General features: G+C 65.0%; 20 protein-coding genes. 16 read left to right on the forward strand and 4 right to left on the reverse strand.

Annotated features, from left to right (window positions below):
- Positions 1-12 precede the first annotated feature (12 nt).
- Entirely contained in the window at positions 13-774 is a 762-nt protein-coding gene (locus C2R25_RS02825; protein ID WP_103727781.1) for an SIMPL domain-containing protein, read from the forward strand.
- Positions 775-958: 184 nt separating this feature from the next.
- The gene (locus C2R25_RS02830) at positions 959-1603 is read left to right on the forward strand and encodes a phosphoribosylanthranilate isomerase (protein ID WP_103727782.1); all 645 of its coding nucleotides are present in this window, start codon (positions 959-961) and stop codon (positions 1601-1603) included.
- A gap of 86 nt (positions 1604-1689) precedes the next feature.
- Here the strand turns inward: C2R25_RS02830 and C2R25_RS02835 are convergent, their stop codons facing one another.
- Positions 1690-2157 (reverse strand): outer membrane protein, encoded by a 468-nt coding sequence (locus C2R25_RS02835; RefSeq protein WP_103727783.1) that lies wholly within the window; start codon positions 2155-2157, stop codon positions 1690-1692.
- Positions 2158-2447: 290 nt separating this feature from the next.
- On the opposite strand from C2R25_RS02835, the gene trpB reads away from it, so the two are divergent.
- The 4 genes from trpB to C2R25_RS02855 are packed head-to-tail and all read left to right on the forward strand — an operon-like array spanning position 2448 to position 6032.
- The gene (gene trpB, locus C2R25_RS02840) at positions 2448-3689 is read left to right on the forward strand and encodes a tryptophan synthase subunit beta (RefSeq protein WP_103727784.1); all 1242 of its coding nucleotides are present in this window, start codon (positions 2448-2450) and stop codon (positions 3687-3689) included.
- Entirely contained in the window at positions 3686-3937 is a 252-nt protein-coding gene (locus C2R25_RS02845; protein WP_103727785.1) for a hypothetical protein, read from the forward strand. Before trpB ends, C2R25_RS02845 begins: the two co-directional genes overlap by 4 nt.
- Complete coding sequence (gene trpA, locus C2R25_RS02850) at positions 3937-4713, forward strand: tryptophan synthase subunit alpha (RefSeq protein ID WP_103727786.1); 777 nt, start codon at positions 3937-3939, stop codon at positions 4711-4713. Before C2R25_RS02845 ends, trpA begins: the two co-directional genes overlap by 1 nt.
- Before the next feature lie 2 nt (positions 4714-4715).
- Positions 4716-6032: a folylpolyglutamate synthase/dihydrofolate synthase family protein gene (locus tag C2R25_RS02855; RefSeq protein ID WP_103727787.1), complete on the forward strand. Its 1317-nt coding sequence runs from the start codon at positions 4716-4718 to the stop codon at positions 6030-6032.
- On the opposite strand, the gene C2R25_RS02860 is transcribed toward C2R25_RS02855, so the two are convergent.
- Positions 6029-7357, reverse strand: a complete 1329-nt coding sequence (locus C2R25_RS02860) for an MFS transporter (RefSeq protein ID WP_103727788.1) — start codon at positions 7355-7357, stop codon at positions 6029-6031. The two genes, C2R25_RS02855 and C2R25_RS02860, sit on opposite strands and share 4 nt — an antisense overlap.
- A gap of 95 nt (positions 7358-7452) precedes the next feature.
- Between C2R25_RS02860 and C2R25_RS02865 the strand changes: the two genes are divergently transcribed.
- A complete protein-coding gene (locus tag C2R25_RS02865) occupies positions 7453-8889 on the forward strand; it encodes a pseudouridine synthase (protein WP_103727802.1) in 1437 nt (478 codons plus the stop codon).
- Entirely contained in the window at positions 8886-9443 is a 558-nt protein-coding gene (rsmD, locus tag C2R25_RS02870) for a 16S rRNA (guanine(966)-N(2))-methyltransferase RsmD (RefSeq protein WP_233203731.1), read from the forward strand. The genes C2R25_RS02865 and rsmD overlap by 4 nt, the downstream gene beginning before the upstream one ends.
- Before the next feature lie 35 nt (positions 9444-9478).
- Here the strand turns inward: rsmD and C2R25_RS02875 are convergent, their stop codons facing one another.
- Positions 9479-10117, reverse strand: a complete 639-nt coding sequence (locus tag C2R25_RS02875; RefSeq protein WP_103727789.1) for a hypothetical protein — start codon at positions 10115-10117, stop codon at positions 9479-9481.
- Between the two features lie 113 nt (positions 10118-10230).
- Here C2R25_RS02875 and C2R25_RS02880 point away from each other — a divergent pair, with 113 nt between their 5' ends.
- From C2R25_RS02880 to C2R25_RS02905, 6 genes are all read left to right on the forward strand, one after another.
- Complete coding sequence (locus tag C2R25_RS02880) at positions 10231-12540, forward strand: ATP-dependent helicase (protein WP_369825685.1); 2310 nt, start codon at positions 10231-10233, stop codon at positions 12538-12540.
- A gap of 157 nt (positions 12541-12697) precedes the next feature.
- Positions 12698-14137, forward strand: coding sequence for an SRPBCC family protein (locus C2R25_RS02885; RefSeq protein ID WP_103727790.1), 1440 nt, complete (start codon positions 12698-12700; stop codon positions 14135-14137).
- 106 nt (positions 14138-14243) lie between these two features.
- Positions 14244-16304, forward strand: coding sequence for an AsmA family protein (locus tag C2R25_RS02890; protein ID WP_103727791.1), 2061 nt, complete (start codon positions 14244-14246; stop codon positions 16302-16304).
- A gap of 284 nt (positions 16305-16588) precedes the next feature.
- The gene (locus tag C2R25_RS02895) at positions 16589-17848 is read left to right on the forward strand and encodes a class I SAM-dependent methyltransferase (protein ID WP_103727792.1); all 1260 of its coding nucleotides are present in this window, start codon (positions 16589-16591) and stop codon (positions 17846-17848) included.
- Positions 17849-17906: 58 nt separating this feature from the next.
- The gene (locus tag C2R25_RS02900) at positions 17907-18872 is read left to right on the forward strand and encodes an NAD(P)-dependent oxidoreductase (RefSeq protein ID WP_158250605.1); all 966 of its coding nucleotides are present in this window, start codon (positions 17907-17909) and stop codon (positions 18870-18872) included.
- Positions 18869-19849, forward strand: coding sequence for a glycosyltransferase family 2 protein (locus C2R25_RS02905; RefSeq protein WP_103727794.1), 981 nt, complete (start codon positions 18869-18871; stop codon positions 19847-19849). The genes C2R25_RS02900 and C2R25_RS02905 overlap by 4 nt, the downstream gene beginning before the upstream one ends.
- A gap of 79 nt (positions 19850-19928) precedes the next feature.
- Here the strand turns inward: C2R25_RS02905 and C2R25_RS02910 are convergent, their stop codons facing one another.
- The gene (locus C2R25_RS02910; RefSeq protein WP_146049604.1) at positions 19929-20939 is read right to left on the reverse strand and encodes a hypothetical protein; all 1011 of its coding nucleotides are present in this window, start codon (positions 20937-20939) and stop codon (positions 19929-19931) included.
- A gap of 76 nt (positions 20940-21015) precedes the next feature.
- Between C2R25_RS02910 and C2R25_RS02915 the strand changes: the two genes are divergently transcribed.
- Both C2R25_RS02915 and C2R25_RS02920 read left to right on the forward strand, forming a co-directional pair.
- A complete protein-coding gene (locus C2R25_RS02915) occupies positions 21016-21735 on the forward strand; it encodes a 2OG-Fe(II) oxygenase family protein (RefSeq protein ID WP_233203732.1) in 720 nt (239 codons plus the stop codon).
- A 40-nt stretch (positions 21736-21775) separates the two neighbouring features.
- A complete protein-coding gene (locus C2R25_RS02920) occupies positions 21776-23566 on the forward strand; it encodes a tetratricopeptide repeat protein (RefSeq protein WP_103727797.1) in 1791 nt (596 codons plus the stop codon).
- The last annotated feature ends 73 nt before the right edge of the window (positions 23567-23639 follow it).

The raw sequence follows: 23639 nt of genomic DNA on the forward strand, positions 1-23639 counted from the left end.
GAGCACTTTCTTATGACACGCCTGAGCCTGCTTGCCGCCACTGCCCTCGGAATGCTCGCGGCGGCATCCGCCCCCGCGCTCGCGCAGCAAGGCCCCGTGCCCTCCATCACGGCAGGCCACACCCTGCTCACCATCAATGCCAAGGGGTCTTCCACCCGCGAACCGGACCTTGCGAGCTACAACGCCGGCGTAACGACGCAGGGCTCCACCGCCAGCGCGGCGCTGACGGCCAATTCGGAGCAGATGACGAAGGTGATGGCCGCTTTGAAGCGCGCAGGCATCGCGGACAAGGACGTGCAGACGAGCAACCTCAACGTCAGCCCGATCTACGCCCAGCCCAAGCGCCTGCCCGACGGTTCGTACGAGGACAACGGCCAGCAGCGGATCGTTGGGTATCAGGCGAACAATTCGGTCACGGTTCGCCAGCGCAAGCTCGGCGACATGGGCAAGGTGATCGATGCGCTTGTCACGGCGGGCGCCAACCAGGTGAACGGGCCCGACTTCATGCTGTCCGAGCCAGAGGCGGCCATGGACGAGGCACGCATGGAAGCCATGAAGGTCGCCCGCAGCCGCGCGGAGCTTTACGCCCGGGCGGCGGGCCTGCGCGTGGCTCGAATCGTCTCGGTCAGCGAAAACGGCGGCTATGCGCCCCAACCTGTCATGTACGTTCGCAAGGAAGCACGGGATTCGATGGCCTCTGCGCCCGCACCGGTCGCGGCGGGAGAGCTGGAAATGACGGTCAACGTCAACGTGCAGTTTGAACTGGCGCCCTGAGCATTCCTCCGCAGGAGCCGAAGTGAGCAACCGGTGGGCACGCGCCGGCCGGTTGCCGACCCCTGCGAATTCCCTGCGCGGCCGATCACGTCTCGCCATTGCCGGAGCCGTCAGGGGCATTAGATAGCGCCTTGTCGATTCTCCCCGGGCCCGCACCTGCGCGGGTCGAAGCTTGAGCGAGACCATGCCAACAGCGGCCATCAAGATCTGCGGCATCAGCACCGGCGATTCGCTGGATGCGGCTATTCGCGCCCGCGCCGATCATGCCGGCTTCGTCTTCTTTCCCAAGAGCCCGCGCGCCGTCACCCCGGCCGAGGCGATGGGGCTTTCCGCCCGGGCCGAGGGCCGCATCGGCCGTGTGGGTCTCTTCGTGGACGCGGACGATACCCTGATCGGGGAGGCCGTCGGTGCCGCCCGTCTGGATGCGCTGCAGCTTCACGGGAGCGAGACACCAGAGCGCGCCGCGCAGTTGCGGTCGCGCTTTGGAATACCTGTCTGGAAGGCTCTTTCCGTCGCCAGCGCGCAGGACGTCTCGAAGGCGGCAGGCTATGCGGGCGCGGTTGATCTTGTGCTGTTCGATGCGAAGACGCCGGGCGGCGCCCTGCCAGGTGGAATGGGCCTGAGCTTCGACTGGGATCTGGTCGCGCACTGGAAGGGGCCGGTCGCCTGGGGCCTCGCAGGCGGCCTTGCGCCGAACAACGTCGCCGAAGCCGTGCGTCTCACAGGCACGCCGCTGGTGGATACGTCCTCGGGCGTGGAAAGCGCCCCGGGCATCAAGGATGCAGGACGGATCGCGGCCTTCTGTTCGGCCGTGCGCTCGGCGGCGTGAAGAAGCTGGCCGCATGAAGAAAGGGCGGCCCTTTCGGACCGCCCTTCCTGGCTTACACTGCTTTCGCAGCGATCAGATCTGAAGGATCAGAACTTGACGCCCACGCCCACGAGGCCACGGTCGGCGTCGGGAGTGTTGTCGCCGATCAGCAGGTGCTGGTATTCAGCCTTCAGGTAGTAGCGGGTGCCGATGTCCTGCTGAACGCCGCCGCCAACGCCAACGGCGCTGTTGCAGTACTTGCAGTTCTTCGACTGCCAGTCTGCCAGGGCATAGACCTTAGTGCCCGGAGCAGCGACGACACCGATGCGGCCGCCCACGCCCCACGAAACGCGGGTGTCGTCCGTCAGGATCTTGTCAGCCGAACCCTGGATGCCGATGAAGGCGGTCTCGCCGAGGTCGTAGTCGTAGCCCGCTGCGACGCCGAGCGTTGCTTCGCTGTTGCTGCCGTCCCAGATCACGCCGCCGCGTGCTTCGACGCGCGCTTCATTAGCCAGGGCGGGGGTGGCAGCAGCCACGGCAACAACCGCAGCGAGCGAAACAAGTGCAATACGCATATTATGTACTCCAATAATCTCCCGGCCCTCACCGGGAGGCGGCCCGCTGAGCCTTGTTTCCTTGCGGCCAGATGAACGGAAATTTCTTCAAACCGGCATAAGTGGCCGAAAAGCCCGGTTCCCGGGTACAATGTTGCTTTTACAGCAGATTGCTTGCGTTTTTCGCACTTGAAGCGGGTACCGAGCGTGCCCACGCGAGCCTGTGCAGACGCCGCGTATGCCCCGGTGCTTTGCTGCCTCGCCTTCATGCCGTCTGGACAAGATTACGGCCCTCTGCCATCGCCCGGCGCATGACTGCTCAACCGCCCGTGAATTCGCTGCGTTCCTACCCTGACGCGACCGGTCACTTCGGTCAGTTCGGCGGGCGCTACGTCGCTGAGACGCTGATGCCTCTCATCCTGGACCTGGAAAAGGAATACCGCGCCGCAAAGCAGGATCCGGCGTTTCAGGCGCAGTTCGACGATCTGCTCAAGACCTTCGTGGGACGGCCGAGCCCGCTGTACCCGGCCCCGCGCATCACCGAGCATTTCCGCGGCCTCGCCCCCGAGGGCAAAGGGCCGAAGATCTACTTCAAGCGGGAAGACCTGAATCACACGGGTGCCCACAAGATCAATAACTGCGTCGGTCAGATCCTGCTGGCCATCCGCATGGGCAAGACACGCATCATCGCCGAAACCGGTGCAGGCCAGCATGGCGTGGCGACCGCAACCGTTGCCGCGCGCTTCGGCCTGCCCTGCACGATCTTCATGGGTGCCAAGGACGTCGAGCGCCAAGCGCCTAACGTGTTCCGCATGAAGCTGCTCGGTGCCGAAGTCCGTCCCGTCACCAGCGGTGCCGAAACCCTGAAGGACGCGATGAACGAGGCCCTGCGTCACTGGGTCGCCAACGTGCACGACACCTTCTACATCATCGGCACGGCGGCCGGACCGCACCCCTATCCGGAACTCGTCCGCGACTTCCAGAGCGTCATCGGCAATGAAACGCGCGAGCAGATGCTGGAGGCCGAGGGTCGCCTGCCCGACATGCTCGTGGCGGCGGTCGGCGGCGGATCGAACGCGATCGGCATGTTCCACCCCTTCCTCGACGATCCGGACGTGGTAATGGTCGGCATCGAAGCGGGCGGGCACGGGATCGAGAGCGGCCAACATGCCGCTTCGCTGACGGGCGGTCGACCGGGCATCCTCCATGGCAACAAGACCTACCTGCTGCAGGACGACGACGGGCAGATCACCGAGGCTCATTCCATCAGCGCAGGCCTGGACTATCCCGGACTTGGCCCCGAGCATTCCTGGCTGCACGAAACCGGACGCGTGCGCTACGTTCCGATCACGGATAACCAGGCGCTTGAGGCTTTCCAGCTCTGCTGCGCGCTCGAAGGCATCATCCCCGCGCTTGAGAGCGCGCACGCCCTCGCCGCCCTGCCGCAGCTCACGGCGGAACTCGACAAGGAAAGGATCCTCGTCGTCAACGTGTCAGGACGCGGCGACAAGGACATCTTCACCGTCGCCGAGGCGCTGGGAGTGAAGCTTTGAGGAAGGGTGGGTGGCAGCGGTCGCTGATCGACGCCACCGTGCTCTGGATGGCCGTGTTCCCGGCGATCAAGGTTCTTGCGGATCTCGTCAGGGCACGATCTGTCGACCTTTCAGGCGCGGGCTATTTCTGGGCCTTCGCCTTCCGGGGTAGTTGGACCGACATCGGCATCAGCCTCGCCTATCTTGCCATCTACGTCGGCCTGACCGCTGCCGTTCTTCGTTATTCCGGAAAGACGCTGTTCTCCTGATGACCCGCTTCGAAACCGCTTTTGCCAAAGGCCCCGCGCTCGTCTGCTTCATCACCGGAGGCGATGGCGACACCGCAGCCAACCTCGATGCCCTCGTCGCCGGTGGCGCGGACGTGATCGAACTGGGCATGCCCTTCACGGATCCGATGGCGGACGGCCCCGCCATTCAGGAAGCGAACCTGCGCAGCCTCGCCAAGGGCACGACCACGGCGGACATCTTCCGCCTCGCAAGCGACTTCCGCAGCCGCCATCCCAACGTGCCGCTGGTCCTCATGGGCTATGCCAACCCCATGACTGTACGCGGGCCGGAGTGGTTCGCACGGGAATGCGCAAAAGCGGGCGTGGACGGCGTCATCTGCGTCGACATCCCCAGCGAGGAAGATGCCTCCCTCGGCCCGGCGCTGCGCGCGCAAGGCGTTTCGCTGATCCGCCTCGCCACACCGACGACGGACGCCAATCGCCTGCCCAAAGTTCTCGAGGGGTCCTCCGGCTTCCTCTACTACGTCTCGGTCGCCGGCATCACGGGCATGCAGCAGGCGGCACAAGGCGCCATCGAAGAGGCCGTGGCGCGTCTCAAGGCCTCGGCGGACATTCCGATTGCCGTGGGCTTCGGCGTGCGCACGCCCGATCAGGCTGCGGCCATCGCCCGTGTGGCGGATGGCGTCGTCGTCGGCTCCGCCTTCGTGGACATCATCAAGCAGCACGGCGACGCAGCGCCCGCTGCTCTGCAGGACTACACCGCCGCCCTGGCGCAGGCTGTTCACGCGGCCCGCTGACGATGCGTGACTTCGCCGTGTCCGACGCGCCCGCAGTCCAGGCGCAGCTGGACAGGCTCGCCGCGCTTTCGCTGCCGCAGGGGCGGATCGGGCTTGACGCCATCCGCCTCCTGCTGGCGCGGCTGGGCGATCCGCACCTTGCCATCCCACCGGCGTTCCACGTGGCCGGTACCAATGGCAAGGGATCGACCTGTGCCTTCCTGCGCGCCATCCTCGAAGCGCAAGGCTACACGGTCCACGCGATCACGAGCCCGCATCTCGTCCGTTACAACGAGCGCATTCGCATTGCAGGCGAACTCATCGGAGATGACGAACTGGCGAGCCTCCTTGGCGAAGTGCTTGATGCTGCCGGGGGGCTTGAGGTCAGCTTCTTCGAGACCACGATCGCCGCCAGCTTTCTTGCCTTCGCACGCCACCGGGCAGACGCCTGCGTGATTGAAGTGGGCCTAGGGGGCCGGTTCGACGCCACCAACGTCCTTCCGGCGCCGCTGGTCTGCGGCATGGCGACGCTCGGCATCGATCATGAGCGGTTCCTCCTCGCTCCCGAGGATGACACGCCTGCCGAACCGCTGACGCGCATCGCCTTTGAAAAAGCAGGCATCCGCCGTTCTCACGTACCGCTGGTGACGCAGGCCTACACGCCGGAGGTCGCCGCCTTCCTGCAATCGCTCGCCGCGTCCGAGGACGTGCCGCTCTTCGCCCGGGGCGAGACGTGGAAGGCGCAGGCAACAAGCGATGCGCTCTGGTTCGAGGACCGCGACGGATCGCTCACGCTGCCCCTGCCGGAGATGCCGGGCGCACACCAGGCCGACAACGCGGCCTTGGCCGTGGCGATGCTGCGGCGGCAGGACACTCTGCGGATCGACGCGGCGGCTTTCGCGGAGGGCATTCGCAATGCGCGCTGGCCGGCGCGGATGCAGCTTCTGGGTGACGGCCCCCTCACCGCGCTCGTCCCCGGCACCGCCGTCTGGCTCGACGGTGGGCACAACCGCGATGCCGGTCTGGCGCTGGAGGCGTTCCTGCGCGAGCGGGAGATCGCGCCTCATCTGATCCTCGGCATGATCGCGGGCAAGGACCCGGCCGCCCTGCTCGATCCACTGCACCGACTGGTGGAAAGCGTGACGATCGTACCGGTGCCCGGGCATGAATGCCATGCATCCGACGCGTTTGCGGACTGGCCGCTCGAGACATCGAGCGCGCCGGACGTGGAAACCGCGCTTCGCCGGCTTGAGACGCGCAACCCGCGATCGGTCCTAATCGCGGGCTCGCTTTATCTTGCCGGTGCCGTCCTGCGCGCCAATGGCGAGCTTCCGGTTTAGGCCGGCGGCTCGTCCGGCCCGACTTCTCCGGCAGTCCCCAGCGCCTCGTCGACAAGACCGCTGCGGCTGAGCCACCAGAACAGCACGATGCCGGGAAGCGCGGCCACGGTAGTCAGCAGGTAGAAGTTGACGTACCCCATGGCATCGATGAGGGCGCCGGCCGTGGTCCCGGTGACGAGCCGCCCCACCACGCTCGCCCCGGCGGAGATAAGGGCGTACTGGGCGGCGGTGTAGCGCAAGTCGCACAAGGCGGAGAAGTAGGCGATGACCACTACCCCGCCGTAGCCCGAAGCGATGTTCTCGAACCCGATGGCGCCAGCCATGCCCCAGTTGCTGTGTCCCGCCGCCGCAAGCGCCGCGAAGCTCAGGTTTGAGACGCCCATCAGAACCAGCGAAAGGAGCACCGATCGCTTCAGGCCGAGGCGGGCATAAGCGACGCCACCGATGAACACACCGATCATGTAGGCCCAGAAGCCAAGGCCGATATCATAGATGGCAATCTCGTCGTTCGTGAATCCAAGGTCATCAAACAGGAGACGGAACGTGAGATTGGCAAGCGTGTCGCCGATCTTGTGTACAAGGATGAACAGCAGCACCAGGAACGCACCATGGCGCTGGAAGAATTCGCGGAACGGCCCCGCGATGGAGGACCATACCTCGGCCATCCCCTTCTTCTCGACCACGACCTTGCGCCGCTCCGGCTCACCCAGGATAAGCGCGGTCAGCACGGCAGGCAGCGCGAAGAGCGCGCAAGCAGCGTACCCGACACTCCAGCCAAAGCGGGCGGACAGGACAAGCGCCAGGGCGCCGGCTCCGGCAGAGCCGATCCGCCAGCCGTACTGGCTCATGCCCGATCCGGTGCCGAGCTGGTACGGCTTCAGCGTCTCGATCCGATAGGCGTCGATCACGATGTCGAAGCTGGCGCCGGCCACGCCGACCAGCACCGCCGCCAGTACCGTAGCGCCCATATCCGACGATGGATCGACCAGCGCGAGGTTCAGCACGGCCGCCATCACGGCGAGGCCGCAGACCAGCATCCACGACACGCGCTGCCCCAGCCGGTGCAGGACCGGCAGGTGGACGCCGTCTATGATCCATGCCCAGAAGACTTTCAAATTGTAGACCAGGAACGCCAAGGTGAACGCCGTCACGGTCTTCTTGTCGATCCCGTCCTGCGCGAGCCGGGTCGTCAGCGTGGCGCCGATCATCGCATAAGGGAAGCCCGAGGACATCCCCAGCATGAAGGCTGCCAGCGATTCCCGCTCGAAATAGGGCTTGATGGAATTCCAGACGCTTCGACGCTCTGCACTGTTACTGGCGTCCACGCCGGTCTCCTTAAAGTCGGTTCGGGCCAACTTAACGGGCACGGACGCGAAGGGAAGGCTGGATGAAGCGGCGATCAACAGGTATGGGCGATCGAATGTCCAAACCTCCCAGCAGATCTGGCGGCTCCGGCCGCGATGGCTTTTCCCGTGGCCCGCGCGGCGGCAAAGGCGCTTCCGGCGGCGGCGCACCGCGTGGCGGCCGTGGCGAACGCGGCGCTTTCGGCAGCGCATCCCGCGACGGCGGACCACGCCGCGAGGATTCGGAACGGTCCGGGGCCGGAAGGGGCGAAGGCGGCGGACGCGGTTCGCGTGGTCCCGCCCGGCGCGAGGGTCCCCGCATCGGCAGCCGGGACGATTTTCGCGACGAGCTGCCCCGGCGTGGTCCGCGCGACGGCGGCACCCGTGACAGCTCTCGGGCCTCCGGGGTGCGCCATAAGGATGAGCGCGATGCTCGCCGGGCACCGGGCCGTAGCCCGGCCGCTCACTCCGAGGCGCCTCGCGGCGGTCCGCGCCGGGATGCACGGAGCAGCGGCTCCGACAGCTATCGCAGCGAAGGACGGAGCCGCGCGCCGGTTTCGGATCACCGTGGAGAGAGGACGAAGTTCCGCGCCGAACGTCGCCCGGGCACCTGGCAGGAATCCGGCCGCGACAGTTCGCGCGGCGGCCGGCAGCGCGATGGATACCGGGATGGCTCGCCGGGTGCGCCCGCCGGCCCTCGTCCGCGCAGCCGCCCCGGGCCTGCCCCTCGCGCCGCTGCCCCCACGCCCAAGGACCCCTCGCTTCCGTCCCGCGAAGGCGAACGCATTGCCAAGCTGCTCGCACGTGCAGGCATAGCCAGCCGCCGCGAAGTGGAGCGCATGATTGCGGAAGGCCGCGTGAAGCTGGGTGAAACGGTGATCGACACACCGGCTACCGTCCTCACCAGCCTTCAGGGCATCACGGTGGACGGCACCCCCGTCCGCGACCCGGAAAGCACGCGCCTCTTCCTGTTCCACAAGCCCGGCGGCCTTATCACCGCCGAGCGCGATCCTGCCGGGCGCCCGACGATCTACACCGCGCTGCGCAATGCCCTGCCGCCGGGCGCCGGCCGCGTAATGCCGATCGGCCGCCTCGACCTCAACACCGAAGGGTTGCTGCTGCTCACCAACGACGGCGAGTTCAAGCGCCAGCTCGAGCTGCCGGCGACCGGCGTGCCCCGCACGTACCGCGCCCGCACCTTCGGCGACATCACGCAGGCGCAGCTTGAGGATCTCATGGAAGGCATCGAGGTGGACGGCGTGATCTACGGCCGCATCGACGCCAATATGGAGCGCCGGACCGGCCGCAACCAGTGGATCGAGATGACGCTGACCGAAGGCAAGAACCGTGAGGTGCGCCGCGTTCTCGAAGCGCTCGGCCTTCAGGTCAGCCGGCTGATCCGCGTTGCCTACGGTCCCTTCCGTCTTGGCGATCTGCCAAAAGGCGCTGCGGGCGAAATCAGCCAGCGCGATCTGGAGAACTTCCGCCGTACCCTGCCGGAGAGCAAGGCGTGAGCGGCAACCTGCGCATCATCGCGGGTGAGTGGCGCGGACGCAAGCTGGCCGCGCCGGAGGGTGACACCACCCGCCCGACGGCCGATCGCACGCGTGAGACGCTCTTCTCGATGCTGGTGAGCCGCCTTGGCGACTTCGACGGACTCAAGGTGGCGGATCTCTTCGCCGGATCCGGAGCACTCGGCCTCGAGGCGCTTTCGCGCGGTGCCGCGCATTGCCTCTTCGTGGATCAGGACGCCGGGGCGATCCGTGCAATCCGCCGCAACATCTCCAACCTGCAGGCACAGGCGCGCAGTGATGTGCGCGCGTCGTCCGTGCTTTCGCTCGGGCCGGCGAAGGAGCCTCTGGACCTCGTGCTTCTGGACCCGCCCTACGACACCGGGGCGGGAAGCGTCGCCATAGACAAGCTCGCCCGGCTGGGCTGGATCGGTGAGAGCACCTGGGTCAGCCTGGAAACCGCGAAGGGAGAAAGCGTCTCCCTGCGCGGCTTCGAGGCGGATGCCACACGCGACGTCGGCAAGGCACGGCTGCACCTGCTTCGCCGCGTCGCCTGACCGGCTGGCCCGGCTGGCCCGGCTGGCCCGACCGCTTACTTGCCGCCGGGATTACGGCAGTTGTCCGTGACGGTTTTCGTGCAGCGTGGATATTCCTTGTCCATGGCGGTCGCGGGCGGCGGGGTCAGCGCACCTTTGTAGGGGCCGCCCTGGTACGATGGGTCCGCCGGCATCGCAGGAGGCGCTGCCTGGCCGGCGGCCCGGGGATCGGGCACACCCGTCGTCGGCATGCCCTGTCCCGGCGGGTTCGCTTGCCCCGGCGGGGTTGTGGGCGTTTCGCCGCGCAGCTGCTGGACAACCGAATTCCAGGCGGTTTGCCGCTGCTCGGGTGTCATTTGGTAGATCTGCCCGCGCTGGTCTGGCGTCAGCGCCCAGTAGCCTTTCTGCTGTTCGGCATTGAGCGTCCAGTAGTAGACCTTGTAATCGTTAGGCCAGCTTTCGTAATCGCTGCGTTGATCGGGCGTCCAGGCGTCGTAGAGGCCCCGCTGCTCCGTTGTCAGCGTCGGAGCAGGAGCGCCGGTAGTGGCGGACGTGATCGGCGGCGACGGCTTGGCCGGCGGACTCGCCGGCATGTCCATCGGCCGAGGCTGGGTTGCCCCGCTCTGCGCCTGAAGCATGGCCGGAGCCGCCAGAAGGCTGAGAGCACCACAACTTGCGAGCAAAACCTTGCGCATTCTCACTCTCCGTTATCATTACGCTGCCTCAATGACGAAAGGCACCGGCAATCGTTCCGGAGGCGCGACGAACCGGGCTTGCGCCGAGCCACTCCGTTCCCTAGTTGTTCACGGTGAACAATCCTTACTTCCCTCCTGCTAGCGATTCCGACGCGGATCAGAACGATCCGCTCATCAGCGGCCTGAACGCGCCGCAGCGCGACGCTGTTCTCACCACCGAAGGGCCTGTGCTGATGCTGGCCGGCGCGGGCACCGGGAAAACGGCCGCCCTCACCGCACGGCTTGCTCATCTTGTCCGCAGCCGCCTCGCTTGGCCCAGTGAAATCCTCTGCGTCACCTTCACGAACAAGGCCGCGCGCGAAATGCGCGAGCGTGTGGGACACCTGATCGGCCCGGCCGTCGAAGGCATGCCCTGGCTCGGCACCTTCCACTCCATCGCCGCCAAGATGCTGCGCCGCCATGCTGAGCTGGTGGGCCTGCAGTCGAACTATACGATCATCGACACGGACGATCAGCTGCGCCTGCTCAAGCAGTTGATCCAGGCCGAAGGCTTGGACGAGAAGCGCTGGCCCGCCCGGCAGCTCGCCGGATGCATCGATCGCTGGAAGAATCGCGGTCTCAACCCCGGCGATCTCGATGCCGGGGAAAGCGAAGCCTATGCAAACGGTAAAGGGCAGAAGTTCTATCAGCTTTACCAGGAGCGGCTGCGGGCGGTGAACGCCTGTGACTTCGGCGATCTCCTGCTGCACATGCTGAACATCCTGCGCATCAATCGCGATGTGCTGGAACAGTATCAACAGCGCTTCAAGTACGTCATGGTGGACGAATACCAGGACACCAACCAGGTGCAGTACCTATGGCTGCGTCTGATCGCGCAGGGCCGCCAGAACATCTGCGTCGTTGGGGACGACGACCAGTCCATCTATTCCTGGCGCGGCGCCGAAGTGGCGAACATCCTGCGTTTCGAAAAGGATTTCCCCGGCGCAAAGGTCATCCGGCTTGAACAAAATTACCGTTCTACGCCGCAGATCCTGGCCGCCGCCTCCGGACTCATCAACGAGAACAGCGAGCGCCTCGGCAAGACTCTCTGGACCGAGCGTCACGCCGGAGACAAGGTCCGCGTGATCGGTGTCTGGGATGGGCCGGAGGAGGCGCGCCGCGTCGGCGACGAGATCGAACGCCTTGAGCGCGAGGGCGCTCCGCTCGATCAGATCGCAATCCTCGTGCGCGCGCAATATCAGACCCGCGAGTTCGAAGACCGCTTCATCTCGATCGGTATGAAGTACCGGATCGTTGGCGGCTTCCGCTTCTATGAACGGGCCGAAATCCGCGATGCCCTCGCGTACTTGCGAGTCATTGCCCAATCGGCCGACGACTTGGCGTTCGAACGGATCTACAACGCGCCCAAGCGCGGGCTCGGGGCCAAGGCGCTGGAGGCCTTGCACACGCTGGCCCGCCGACGCGGCATCCCGCTCGCTCACGCCGCCATCGAAATCGCGGACACGGACGAGCTTCCGGCCCGCGCCCGCAACACCTTCCTTTCCCTGATGCGCGACTTCGCCCGCTGGCGAGACCTGTCCGCGACGGTCGGCCCGGCAGACCTCCTGCGCAGGGTCATGGACGAAAGCGGCTACACCGATGCCCTGCAGGCGGAAAAAACCGCCGAGGCCAACGGCCGCCTTGAAAACCTGGTCGAGCTTGCGCGGGCGATGGAGGAATACGACAGCCTTGGCGACTTCCTCGAGCACGTCAGCCTCGTCATGGACAACGAGAACGCGGCGGATGAGGAAAAGGTCACGATCATGACCATGCACGCCGCGAAGGGACTGGAATTCGACAACGTCTTTCTGCCCGGCTGGGAAGAGGGCGTGTTCCCCTCGCAACGCGCGCTCGATGAGGGAGGCCTTGCCAGCCTCGAGGAGGAGCGCCGGCTCGCCTACGTGGCGATCACGCGCGCACGGCGCAAGTGCACCATTCTCCATGCCGCCAACCGCCGCATATACGGCCAGTGGACAAGTTCGATCCCCTCGCGCTTCATCGCCGAACTGCCGGACGATCATGTCGAAAGCGAGACGACGCTTACCGGCGGCGCCTCGTTGTGGCGCGCGCAGTGGTCGGAGCACACCGATCCCTTCGCGGACGTGGCGCGCCTGCAGCCATCGCGCACGGTCACCCGGGGGCCGGGCTGGCAACGCGCCGCCAGCCGCGAGTACGACGCGACGCCGCGCCGGGTCGCGGAATCCACCCGCAGCGCCGCCAGCTTCGCCGCCAAGCCGCGCACCGACGTCGCCGTGGGCGATCGCGTTTTCCACGAGAAGTTCGGCTATGGCGCGGTGCTCGCCCAAGAAGGCAACAAGCTTGAAATCGCGTTCGAACAGGCCGGGACCAAGCGCGTGCTCGACAGCTTCGTAAAGCCGGCATGACCGGCGGCGGGCCTGATCCGGTGCCCGCCGCTTCCTCCTCGGTCAAGCCCAGTTACCGCGCGTGCGATCCCGCGCGGAACTGGCACGGATTGCCTCTGCAGCGTAGCCCTGTACACTGGTTCAACATAACCAGAGTCAGAGCGAGAGGTATTGGGAAGTGCTCAAATCAGCCGATGGCGGTCTGCGGCCGGTGCCGTTCCCGATCGACGATCCTGAGAGGATCCCGGTAAAGCGGTACTACGACGCGGAGTTCTACCAGGCGGAAGTAGATCATCTGTGGCCACACGTCTGGCAGATGGCCTGCCGGGAAGAGCAGATTCCCGAAATAGGCGACTGGATAGAGTACGAGAACGTCGGGAAGTCCGTCATCATCGTTCGCACGAAGACGGGCGTGAAGGCCTTCAACAACGCCTGCCGCCACCGGGGCGTCCCCTTTGCGGGCGGTTCGCCGCTCGGCTCCTCGCATGCCACGGCCCACGGCAATTGCGCGAAGAGCGGCTTTGTCTGCCCGTTTCACGGCTGGCGCTGGAACATGGATGGCGAGAACACGCTCGTCTACGGCAAGCACTTGTTCTCCGAACGCCAGATCGATGAGGATGATATCAACCTCATCCCCTGCCGCGCCGAGGTCTATGGCGGCTGCGTCTGGATCAACCACGACAACGATGCGCCCTCCGTTCGCGAAAGCCTTGGCCCCGTTGCCGACCGCCTCGAAGCGCACAACCTGCACAAGCTGCGCGCCGAATGGTGCTATGGCACCGTGCTGCCGGCCAACTGGAAGATCGCGATGGAAGCCTTCATGGAAGGCTACCACGTGATGCAGACGCACCCCCAGCTCCAGCTTGCCGTGCCAACCATGTACGACAGCATGTACGCGATGGCCGACAATCCGGAACGCCACCCGCAGATGGCGGATTCCAGCCTCACCATCGAGGAAAACATCGCGGCGCAGATCCGCAACATGGAACTGCTCAGCGAAGGCATGGCGGGAATGCTCCACAGCAAGGAAGTGGAAATCGCGCGATCGCTTCAGCACGCCACGCAGGGGCTGCCCGAGGACAAGGGCCAGGCCATGATGATGTGGCTGGGCATGGTCATGCACCAGGTCAGCGCCCAGTTGAAGGAGCGTGGGGAGCCGATCCCCGATCTTATCGCCGTGGCGCAGTCGGATCCGGTGAACGCCGTGGAGTTCCTCTTCCCGCATTACTTCCTGCTGCCCTACTTCAGTTCCATGTCGGCATACCGCATCCGACCGCTCGGGCCCGAAAGCTGCTTCTTCGAGATCTGGTCGCTTACGTTCTTCCCTGAGGGAGAGGAACCGGAGCCGGTCATGGAACCGATCGTGCTGCCGTTCGACAGCCCGGATTTTCCTCCGATCCCGCGTCAGGACTACTCGAACATCCCGCTGCAGCAGAAGGGCGTCCACGCCTCGGGCTTCGAATTCATGCGCCTCTCCAGCCGCGTCGAAGGGATGATCAGCAACTACCAACGCATCATCGATGGCTACATCGCCGGCCTGCCGGGAGAAAAGCTGGCCGCCGCCACGAACAAGCTGGGCGGCAATTTCGACGGCCCGATCGAAGATCTCGGCTTCTGACACAAATCTCGGGAAACGCGGGCTGATGCCGGCCCGCCTTTCTTCCTGTTGCACAAAGCCATAGGCGCAGGAAACCAAACCCCGGTCTCGCGCGCTTCATGGCATCATGGACGCGGTATCGACTTCAGATCCGAAGGATGCTCCTGACGGCCCCGCCTCTCGGCGCAGGACGCTGCGGCTGGTGCGAAACGTCCTGCTTGCGGTCGTAGGCGTCATCTTTGCTGCCTGGCTCATCCTCTTCATCACCAAGGGCCGCTTCCTCAAGCACCCCTTCGAGAGCGTCGCGAGCTCCCTTGCGGATCGGGAGGTGTCCGTCGGCGGTGACTTCCAGCTCTACTTCGCGCCGATCAGGATCAAGTTCCGCGCCGAAGAACTCAGCGCATCCAATCCGAAATGGGCCGAGCAACCCAGCCTCTTCACGGCCAGAAGCGTGGATGCCCGCATAGCGCCCCTTTCCATGCTGTTCGGCCGGCGCCGCTTCTACACCCTCGATATTGTCGAAGGACGTGCAAACCTCGAGTGGGATGCAAGAAGCGAGCGAAACACCTGGACCTTTGGCGATGGGAAGGGCGAACCGCTTGAACTGCCGCGTGTGGACCGGGCGACGATCACTGACATGCGGATTCGCTACGTCGATCCGAAGATGCCCCTGCTGGCCAACCTCGTGCTCGACCCGGTCGTTTCGAAGGATGCGCGGATCGGCAAGGCCGTGTCGGTTCGCGGTGACGGAAGGTTCCGGGACACGCCTTTCCGCGTGACCGCTCGGCTGCTTTCGCCCGATGAGACGATCAACCGTGGCGGCAACGCCATCGAACTGCGCGCGTGGGCCGCCAACAATGTTCTCGACGTAAAGGGCGAACTCCCCTCCCTTGCCGAATTCGAGGACGTGCCGCTGAAGGTACGCGCAGAAGGGCGCGACCTGTCCGAACTGCTCGCCATTATCGATGTCGCGATTCCACGCACGCGCCGTTACGCCCTGACGGCGCAGATGGTGAAAGACGACGAGACCTATCGTTTCACCGGCATGAAGGGTCGATTCGGGCAATCCGATCTGGCAGGCGGGTTCACGATCGCCAATGCCGAGCGCCTGCGCATCGATGCTAAGCTTGTGACGCGCCGGCTGGACATCATCGATGCCGCGCCGTTCATCGGTTACAACCCTGACATCGTCGCCTCGAAGGGCGCCGTCGCCGCCGCTGCGGCATCGGGCTCAGGGCCACGGCACGTCATACCGGACACTGAGTTGCCGGTGGCGATGATGAACCGCTTCGATGCCGGTCTCGATTGGAAGATCGGCGTGGTCCGCTCCAGGAACGTGCCGGTCCAGGACATATCGCTAAAGCTGGCGCTGGACCGCGGGCTGTTGAAACTTTCGCCGCTCACCTTTTCGATGGCGCGGGGCGATGTCGCCTCCGACTTCATCTTCGATACGCGCAAGCGACCGGCCGCGATCAGCTACGACATCCGGCTCGCGCCCACGCCGATGGGGCGCCTGCTGGCCGGGTATGGCGTCGCCGAGGCCGGCACGAGCGGCACGATTCATGGACGTATAAAGCTGGCCGGACGTGGCGACACCATCCACGATTCGCTGGCCACTTCCTCCGGGCGGATCGCTTTCATGATGCCCAAGGGCACGTTGTGGACTCGCAACGTGCAGCTGGCGGAACTCGATATAGGCACGTTCGCCTACAAGATGTTCCAGGGCAAGCTGAAGAAGCCGGTAGAAATAAATTGCGGTCTCGTTGCATTCACCGTCAACGGCGGACAGGCAGCAGCGGACCCGATCCTCATCGACACAAGCAAGAACGTTATCACCGGGCGCGGCGGCTTCAGCTTCGACACCGAAGCGCTGAGCCTCGCCTTTCGCGCCGACGGTAAGAAGTTCAGCCTCTTTTCCGGACAGTCCCCGGTCGGCATCGAGGGACGCTTTGCCGAGCCATCGCTTCAGGTCATCAGCCCCGAGCTGCTCGGCCGCGCCGGCGCCGGCCTAGGGCTGGCGGTGGCTGCCACTCCGGTCGCCGGCCTTCTTGCCTTCGTGGACATCGGCGATGCGAAATCCGCCGCCTGCGGGCCTGTCCTTTCCGGCGCCCGCGCAGCCGCCCAGCGCACGAGCAAGGGCAAGCCCCGCGACGACGTCGGCAAGGGCAAGCCGAAGAAGGACGACTGAGCACCTGATTTGGCCTGCCAGACCGTGCGGGCGACGCCCGCTCCCCCTGCCGTGCGATGCTAGCTCTTTCGTCAGGGGCCTGTCTAAACCTGCCTAACCCTGATGCCCACTTCGTTCGTGAAGCGCCCTGCCCTTACTTTCGGCAGCGAGCGCAGACATTCGCCTGCACTGTCACGGACTGGAGTTCTCGATGCCCGTCGTCCCGCATACCGGTTACCGGACGTACGATGGGGTGGAAGCTTTCGCCGTGACGCCATCCTACTCCACCAGCTCCGAGGCGCACCATGCTTGAACAACTCCATCGCGCAGAAGTCGACGGCAGCACCCTGCATACCTGCCGGGCCTGCAAGGCACCGGAACCGTACCTGTTCCTGCCGCTGGGTGACCACGCGCCGGGTCAGATGCTAATCCGCGCGGAAGATCTGGATAAGCCGCAGCCTGCCTTTCCGCTGAACACGCAAGTCTGCCTGGAATGCGGGCTCATCGAAATCGCGGACCAGGTCCCGGATGATTTCTTCCGTCACTACCTCTACGTCCCTTCGGGAGCGGCGCGGATGCACAGCCACTTCGCAGGGCTCGCCAAGGTGCTGGCGGAACGCGCCGACGGCGGCCTGATCGTCGACATCGGAAGCAACGACGGGCTGCTGCTCGCCGGGTGCAACGCTTTGGGATGCCGCACGCTGGGCTTCGACCCTGCGGAGAACATCGCCGCTCTTGCTGCCGAACGCGGTGTCGAAACCTTCATCGACTACTTCTACCCGAAGTCGGCGGCGACCGTGCTGGAAAGCCACGGACCGGCGAAGGTCATAGTAACGACCAACACCTTCAATCACATCGGCGACCTGCATCGCTTCATGGAAGCGATCTGCGTGCTCCTGGCGCCTGACGGCACGTTCGTCATCGAAGTGCCGCGCGCCAAGGAGTACATCGATCACACCGAATTCGACAACATCTACCATGAGCATGTGTCGGAGTTCAGCCTCCTTTCCATCGCCAAGCTCGCCGAGTTCTTCGACCTCGAAGTGACGGAGGCCACGTCGCTGCCCGATATTCACGGCGGCTCCATGCGTGTGTTCATCAACCGCAAGGACCTGGGCCTTGGGGCCAGCGATGGCGTGGAAGCGATGCTGGCGGAAGAACTCTCCGGCGGAATGCTCGTTCGAGAGACCTACGACGAACTCGCCAGCCGTATCGGCACGATGGGTGGCGAGGTCATCGCGATGCTGGACGAAATGAAGGCCAAGGGCCTGAAGATCGCGGGATACGGTGCTTCCGCAAGAGGCAACACGCTCATTACGCACTTCGGCATCGACCGGCGCTATCTGGATTTCCTCGTCGATCGCAATCCGCTCAAGCACGGCCTGTATTCACCCAACACCCGAATACCGATCCGCCCTGTCGAGGCGATCGAGGAGGAGCGACCGGACGTGCTCTTCGTGCTGGCGTGGAACTTCTTCGACGAGATCTATGAACAGCAGTCCGCCTTCCGCGCAGCGGGCGGCAAGTTCCTGGTGCCGCTGCCCGTTCCCAGGATCGTCTCCTGAGAACAGGTAGAACGAAGGCGTTCGACTGCACGAGACACGCTTGGCAAAGGGGGGCGCGGTGCGCGGGTCCGTTTCACTGGTGACAGGAGCAGCCGGCTTCATCGGCTCCCACCTGACCGCGCGACTTGTTGCCAGGGGGGACGATGTACACGTCGCCCTGCGCCCCGGCAGCAACCGCGCCCGCCTCCTGTCAGTGATGGAACGCGTCACCGTCCACGAACTCGACCTTGCGGATCGCTCCGCCGTCCGGGCGGCGATCAGGGCAGCCTGCCCGAACCGCGTGTTTCATCTCGGCGCCGAGACTCGCTTGTCCGATCAGCCTGCCTTCGACACGGCGCGCAAAGCCCTGCCACTCTATGTGGAACCCGCGTTCAACCTCGTCGAGGAGCTGGCGGCTCTACCTGATCCGCCCTTTATCGTCATCCGGGCAGGAACGATCGCCGAGTATGGCCAGGCCGAAACGCCATACCGCGAGACGGGACAGCCGCTGCCGCTGACGCCTTACGGCGCCGGGATGCTGGCGGCGACACACGGGCTGTCCATGCTCGCGCCGATCCTGCCCTTCCCCGTGATCACCGCAAGGCTTGCGCTGTGTTACGGCCCCGGCCAGTCGCGCAGCTTTTTCGTGCCTGCGCTGGTGGATGCCCTCCTTTCGCGACGCTCCATCACGGTGGCCCGGCCGGAGGACCGCCGCGATCTTATGCATGTCACCGACGCAGTCGAGGGGCTGCTGCGGCTTGCCGACTTCGCTCCGGCGGATTGCGAGCTGGTGAACCTCGCCACCGGCATGGCACCCACGATGCGGGAGGTCGCAGAACGCGTTATCGCGCAAATCGGCTGCCCAGCCTCGCTGGTCAGCTTCCGAACGCTGCCGCCGGGCGACGTCCCGACCCGGCTGCTCTCTTCCCCTGACCGTGCCAATCGTCGCTTCGGCTGGCGTGCGCGCATCGGCCTGGAGGACGGGCTTCGTGCCACCATCGAGGCCGAACAGGCAGCTCGTGAACTTCTGGGACATCTGCCGTGACCGCCGAACACAAGACCCTGGTGTCGATCCTCGTGCCCGCCTTCAACGAAGAACAGAACGTCGTGCGCTGCTACGAGGCGATCGTGCGGGTCTTTGAGCGGCTGCCCAAATACGCCTACGAAGTCATCGTCACGGATAACCACTCCACCGACCGCACGTTCGAACTGCTGGAGGATCTGGCGCGGCGTGATCCGGCGCTGAAGGTAATCCGGTTTTCCCGGAACTTCGGCTATCAGCGCTCGCTCCTTTGCGCGTACAAAGCTGCAAGCGGCGCCTGTTCGATCCAGATCGACTGCGACCTTCAGGATCCGCCGGAGATGATTCCCGAGATGCTCCGGCAGTGGCAGCTGGGACATAAGGTGGTCTACGGCATCCGTCGCAGTCTCCAGGACAGCTTCCTCGTCGCAATGGCGCGCCGCGCGTTCTACAGCCTCATAACCGCGATCAGCGATGATGAGCTTCCCCTCAACGCGGGCGAGTTCCGGCTGGTTGACCGGCGGATCCTGGTAGAGCTGCAGAAGGTGGACGACGTCTCCCCTTACCTGCGCGGCCTGATCAGCTCGATGGGATTTTCCCAGATCGGACTGGAGTATGACAGGGCCGATCGCACCGCGGGCGAGAGCAAGTTCCCGCTCAAGTCGATGATCTCGCTGGCCGTCGACGGCGTGCTGAACCACTCGCTGCTTCCCTTGCGGCTCGCCTCCATTGCGGGCGCTCTGGTGGGCGTGCTGACGCTGCTGCTGACGTTCGGCTATCTGGTTGGTCGCTTGCTGCTGGGACAGCAATGGCCCGCTGGCTTCGCGACGACGACGGTACTCCTGCTCATCTCCATCTCATTCAATGCGATCTTCATGGGCATACTTGGAGAGTACGTGGGTCGCCTTTTTCAGCAGTCCAAGGACGCCACCGGCCCCATAGTGGAAGCCAAGCTCAACTTTCCCGAAGTCGTCAGCCTGGCCGCTCGCGACAACCGCTGACGTTGCTTGGGGCGCAATGACCCCACGCCGGGGATCGCAACGCTGCGGTTCATCAACCAATCCGCGCACAAGCCATCCGTCACGCCAGCTGCGGGGCAGCGACCTCCTTCGCCCACCGCTCGGCACCAAGGATCTCGGCTCCGTATCGGCGAAACAGATCTTCATTGACGGCGGCTTCCCGGGCGCCATCGAAGGCTCCATCCGCCTTCGCATGCGTTTGAAGGGACGCAGAAAGGCTGGCGTCGCCAGCAAAGCCCTCCAGACCCAGCGCCGCAGCTGCCCGAGCGGCTGTCGTCTGCGGATCAGCGATCAACGCCGAAAAGTTGATGTGCAGCGCTTCGTCGAAACGGGGCGCGATTCCCGCAAAGGACAATTGCTGCGCCAGGAGCGACAAGGCTGAGAGGCGGAGCGCTTTCTCCAGGGAACTGCCGGTGACCGTCGCTTGCCGGATCAGGGAGTCCAGAGGCGACTGGCTGCGCGCGGCATGTACAGCGTAGCGGCTAAGATAGGCGATGCGATCGTTCCCGCCCCGCAACGCCGCGATCAGCAGTGTGCGCAAATCACTCGTCAGCCACACCGCGCGCTCAACGCCGGCATCGACCATCTCCGGAAGCATGGGATTGATCCAGTTGGTAGGCTTGATCGCGATCGCGGCTCCACCGAGGGATCGGCCAAGCTGGGCGAGTGCGAACCGCAGAGCGGGCACTGTCTGCTTTCGGCGCTCTACGGGCAATGCGGCATGCCACGCCGCAATATCGGCAAGGATCTGTGGCTCACGCAAGCAAACGACCCTTCCGGGCTGCGTCAGCATCCGTGCCAGCAGCGTCGATCCGCAAAAAGCCGTGTGCAGAATCAACGGCGGCCTCTGGTGGCACCCAGTGTCCGACCAGCAGCCAAGCGCGTCCTCAAGTTCGACAACATACTCCTCGCCCGTCACCGACAGGGCGGTCCTTCCATCAAGGAAGGCGCTACTTTCCAGAGTCCCGGCATCGACGCGAAGGTAGAGAAGCCGACCGCTGCGAAAATCCAGCCGGTGAGGGAAGTTGCGCCAATCAGCGAGAAACGTCGAGAGATTGGCTGGCGAGTGCATGACGATTCCGTTGTTTGCGCTATGGTGAGCGCGCGCAGCTATGCGCATGTCGCCAGCAGCCAGCAAGGACTCTCGCGTGGACCATTTCAGGATCGGACCCGATCTCAACATCGACTCGCTTCGGGCCGAATTCGCAAGTCAGGGCCGCGTTCGCATCCGCGGCTTCCTCGCCGAGGAAGCGGTACGGCAGCTTGCCAATCATCTCGCCGCGCGACCCGACTGGCGGCAGATGATAAACAGTGGTCCCAAGTTGTTCGAGCTGGATCGCGAGATCCGCAGCTCCATGACCCCCGCCCGCCTCAGCGCGCTCGACCAGGCGGTGCACGATGGCGCTCGTACGGGCTTTCAGCATCGCTACGAAGCCGTGCGTGTGCCGGACGAAATGGCCGCCCGGGAGGCGGCGGAAGACATGCTGAGCCGCTTCGTGCGCTTCATGGCGAGCAAGACAACCCTTGAACTCGTCGAGCAGGTCACGGGCATTTCCGATATCGATTTCGCGGACGGTCAGGCGACGGGCTACGCTTCCGGCGACTTCCTGACCGAGCACGACGACGCCGTCGCGGGCAAGAACCGCCGGGCCGCCTATGTGTTCGGTCTCACGCCCAAATGGCGGCCAAGCTGGGGCGGTCTTCTCCTTTTCCACCAAGGTGACAGGGTTTCGGGCTGGTCCCCAGGGTTCAACACGCTCGACCTGTTTGCAGTGCCGCAACCGCACAGCGTGACCATGGTGACACCCGCAGCCGCGGGCCGCCGCCATGCAGTCACAGGCTGGCTGCGCGCGATGAGCGGCAACTGACAGGCTTGCGCGCCCCCTATCCCTTCTTCAACATCACTTTATGCAAACGCCCTCACCCGCAGACCCACAGGTGCTGCTGCGCCAAGCGTACGACGCATTTGCCGCCGACAAGCTCGATCTCGCACGGCGACAGCTTCGTCCGCTGTGCCAGGCCTTTCCCGATGCTGCCCCGGTGCTGCATCTGCTGGCCTTGGTCGAGAAGAAGGCAGGACGAGCGGGCGACGCGACCCGCGCCTTCGAAGCAGCCTTGCGTGTGGCTCCGCGCGATCACGAGATACTGACCAACTTCGGCAATCTGCTTGCCGCGACAGGCGCGCATGAGGCTGCCGCCAAACGCTACCAGGAAGCGCTGCTTGCCCGGCCGGGCCATTTCGAAGCTCTGATCGGCCTCGCACTGGCGTTGCAGGACGCGGAACGGCTGGAGGAAGCCATGCAATTTGCCGAAGCGGCAACCGCGGCTCGCCCTCGGAGCGCACGCGCATGGTCTGTGCTGGGATTGATCCAGAAGGCTGCCGGAGACCGGGAGGCAGCCTGGCACAGCCTGTCTCATGCGGTCAGGATCGAGCCTGCACATTTACGCGCCCTTCATGGCTGCGCACAAATCGAACTGGAACGCGGGAATGAGGCAGCCGCGTTGGCCGCCTTTACGTTCGCGCGGCGGGCCGGGCCCGACGATCAAGAGCTACGTCTTGGCGAAGCCATCGCCCGGTACGAAACGGGTGAGCCACATGCCGCAATCCAGTCTCTTGAAGAGGCGCTGAAGATGCGGCCCGATTGGGTGAAAGGCCATCGCGCCCTGGCGGAAATGCGCTGGCAACAAGGCGATCATGCCAATTACGTGCGCAGCCTGGAAACCGCACTTCGCGCTCGTCCGCGCGATCCGGCGCTATGGACCGCTCGCCTTGCGACGCTGGCTAATGCCGGCGAAGTCGGGAGAGCGCTCGACCTCATCCCGCAGGCGCGGAAGGCCTTGGGGCGCTCCGAAACCCTGGATCTGCTGGAAGCCAGCCTGGCGAGCCAGACTGGCGAAGACGCCCGCGCGGACATGGCTTTCGATCGGCTCGCGAAGGTAAGTACCCGAAGCGCGTTGATCGCCCTCACCCGGCACCGGATCCGCCAGAAGCGGCCGGATGCCGCTCAGAAACTGGCTACGCAGATCACCCGGGACATGCCGCAGGACCAGATGGGTTGGGCGCTGCTTGGAACCGCCTGGCGAATGAACGGAGATCCGCGCGCGCAGTGGCTCTACGACGTGGCTGGCGCGATCGGCGCCATCGACATCGATCGGTCCGTCACCGACGCGGCCGCGGACAGGCTGCGCGAGCGGCACCGGAGCATCAGCCCGCCGCTCGATCAATCGCTTCGCGGCGGCACGCAGACGAGCGGTGATCTGTTTGCGCTCGCCTTCCCGGAAATAGTGGCTTTGAAGGAGGCGGTACTGAGCGCGCTTCAGGACCATCTCTCGATGCTGCCGAAGGGTGATCCGCTTCATCCCCTGCTACGAAGGATGGCGGCACCGCGCCTTGCCGGTTCCTGGTCTGTCCGGCTGCAAGGATCGGGCTTCCACATCAATCATGTGCATCCGCAAGGCTGGCTAAGTTCGGCCTGCTACATCGCCCTGCCGCCATCCGATCCGGAAAGACCGCGAGCCGGATGGCTGAAGTTGGGGGAGCCGCCTGAAGATCTGCGCACGGACTTGCCCCCGCTTGGCTGGATTGAGCCCGCGCCCGGGCGACTGGCCCTGTTTCCCGCCTATCTCTGGCACGGAACAGCCCCCTTCGAGGTTGGCGAGCGCCTGACCGTGGCCTTCGACGTGGTGCCTGCGAACTAAAAGCGGAGGGTGTGCAGCCACCGCAAGGCTTGCTGTCAATCCGGACAAAAAAAGGGCAGCGAGGATGCCCTCG

The organism is Novosphingobium sp. HII-3 (genome assembly GCF_002916655.1).
Taxonomy (GTDB): domain Bacteria; phylum Pseudomonadota; class Alphaproteobacteria; order Sphingomonadales; family Sphingomonadaceae; genus Novosphingobium; species Novosphingobium panipatense.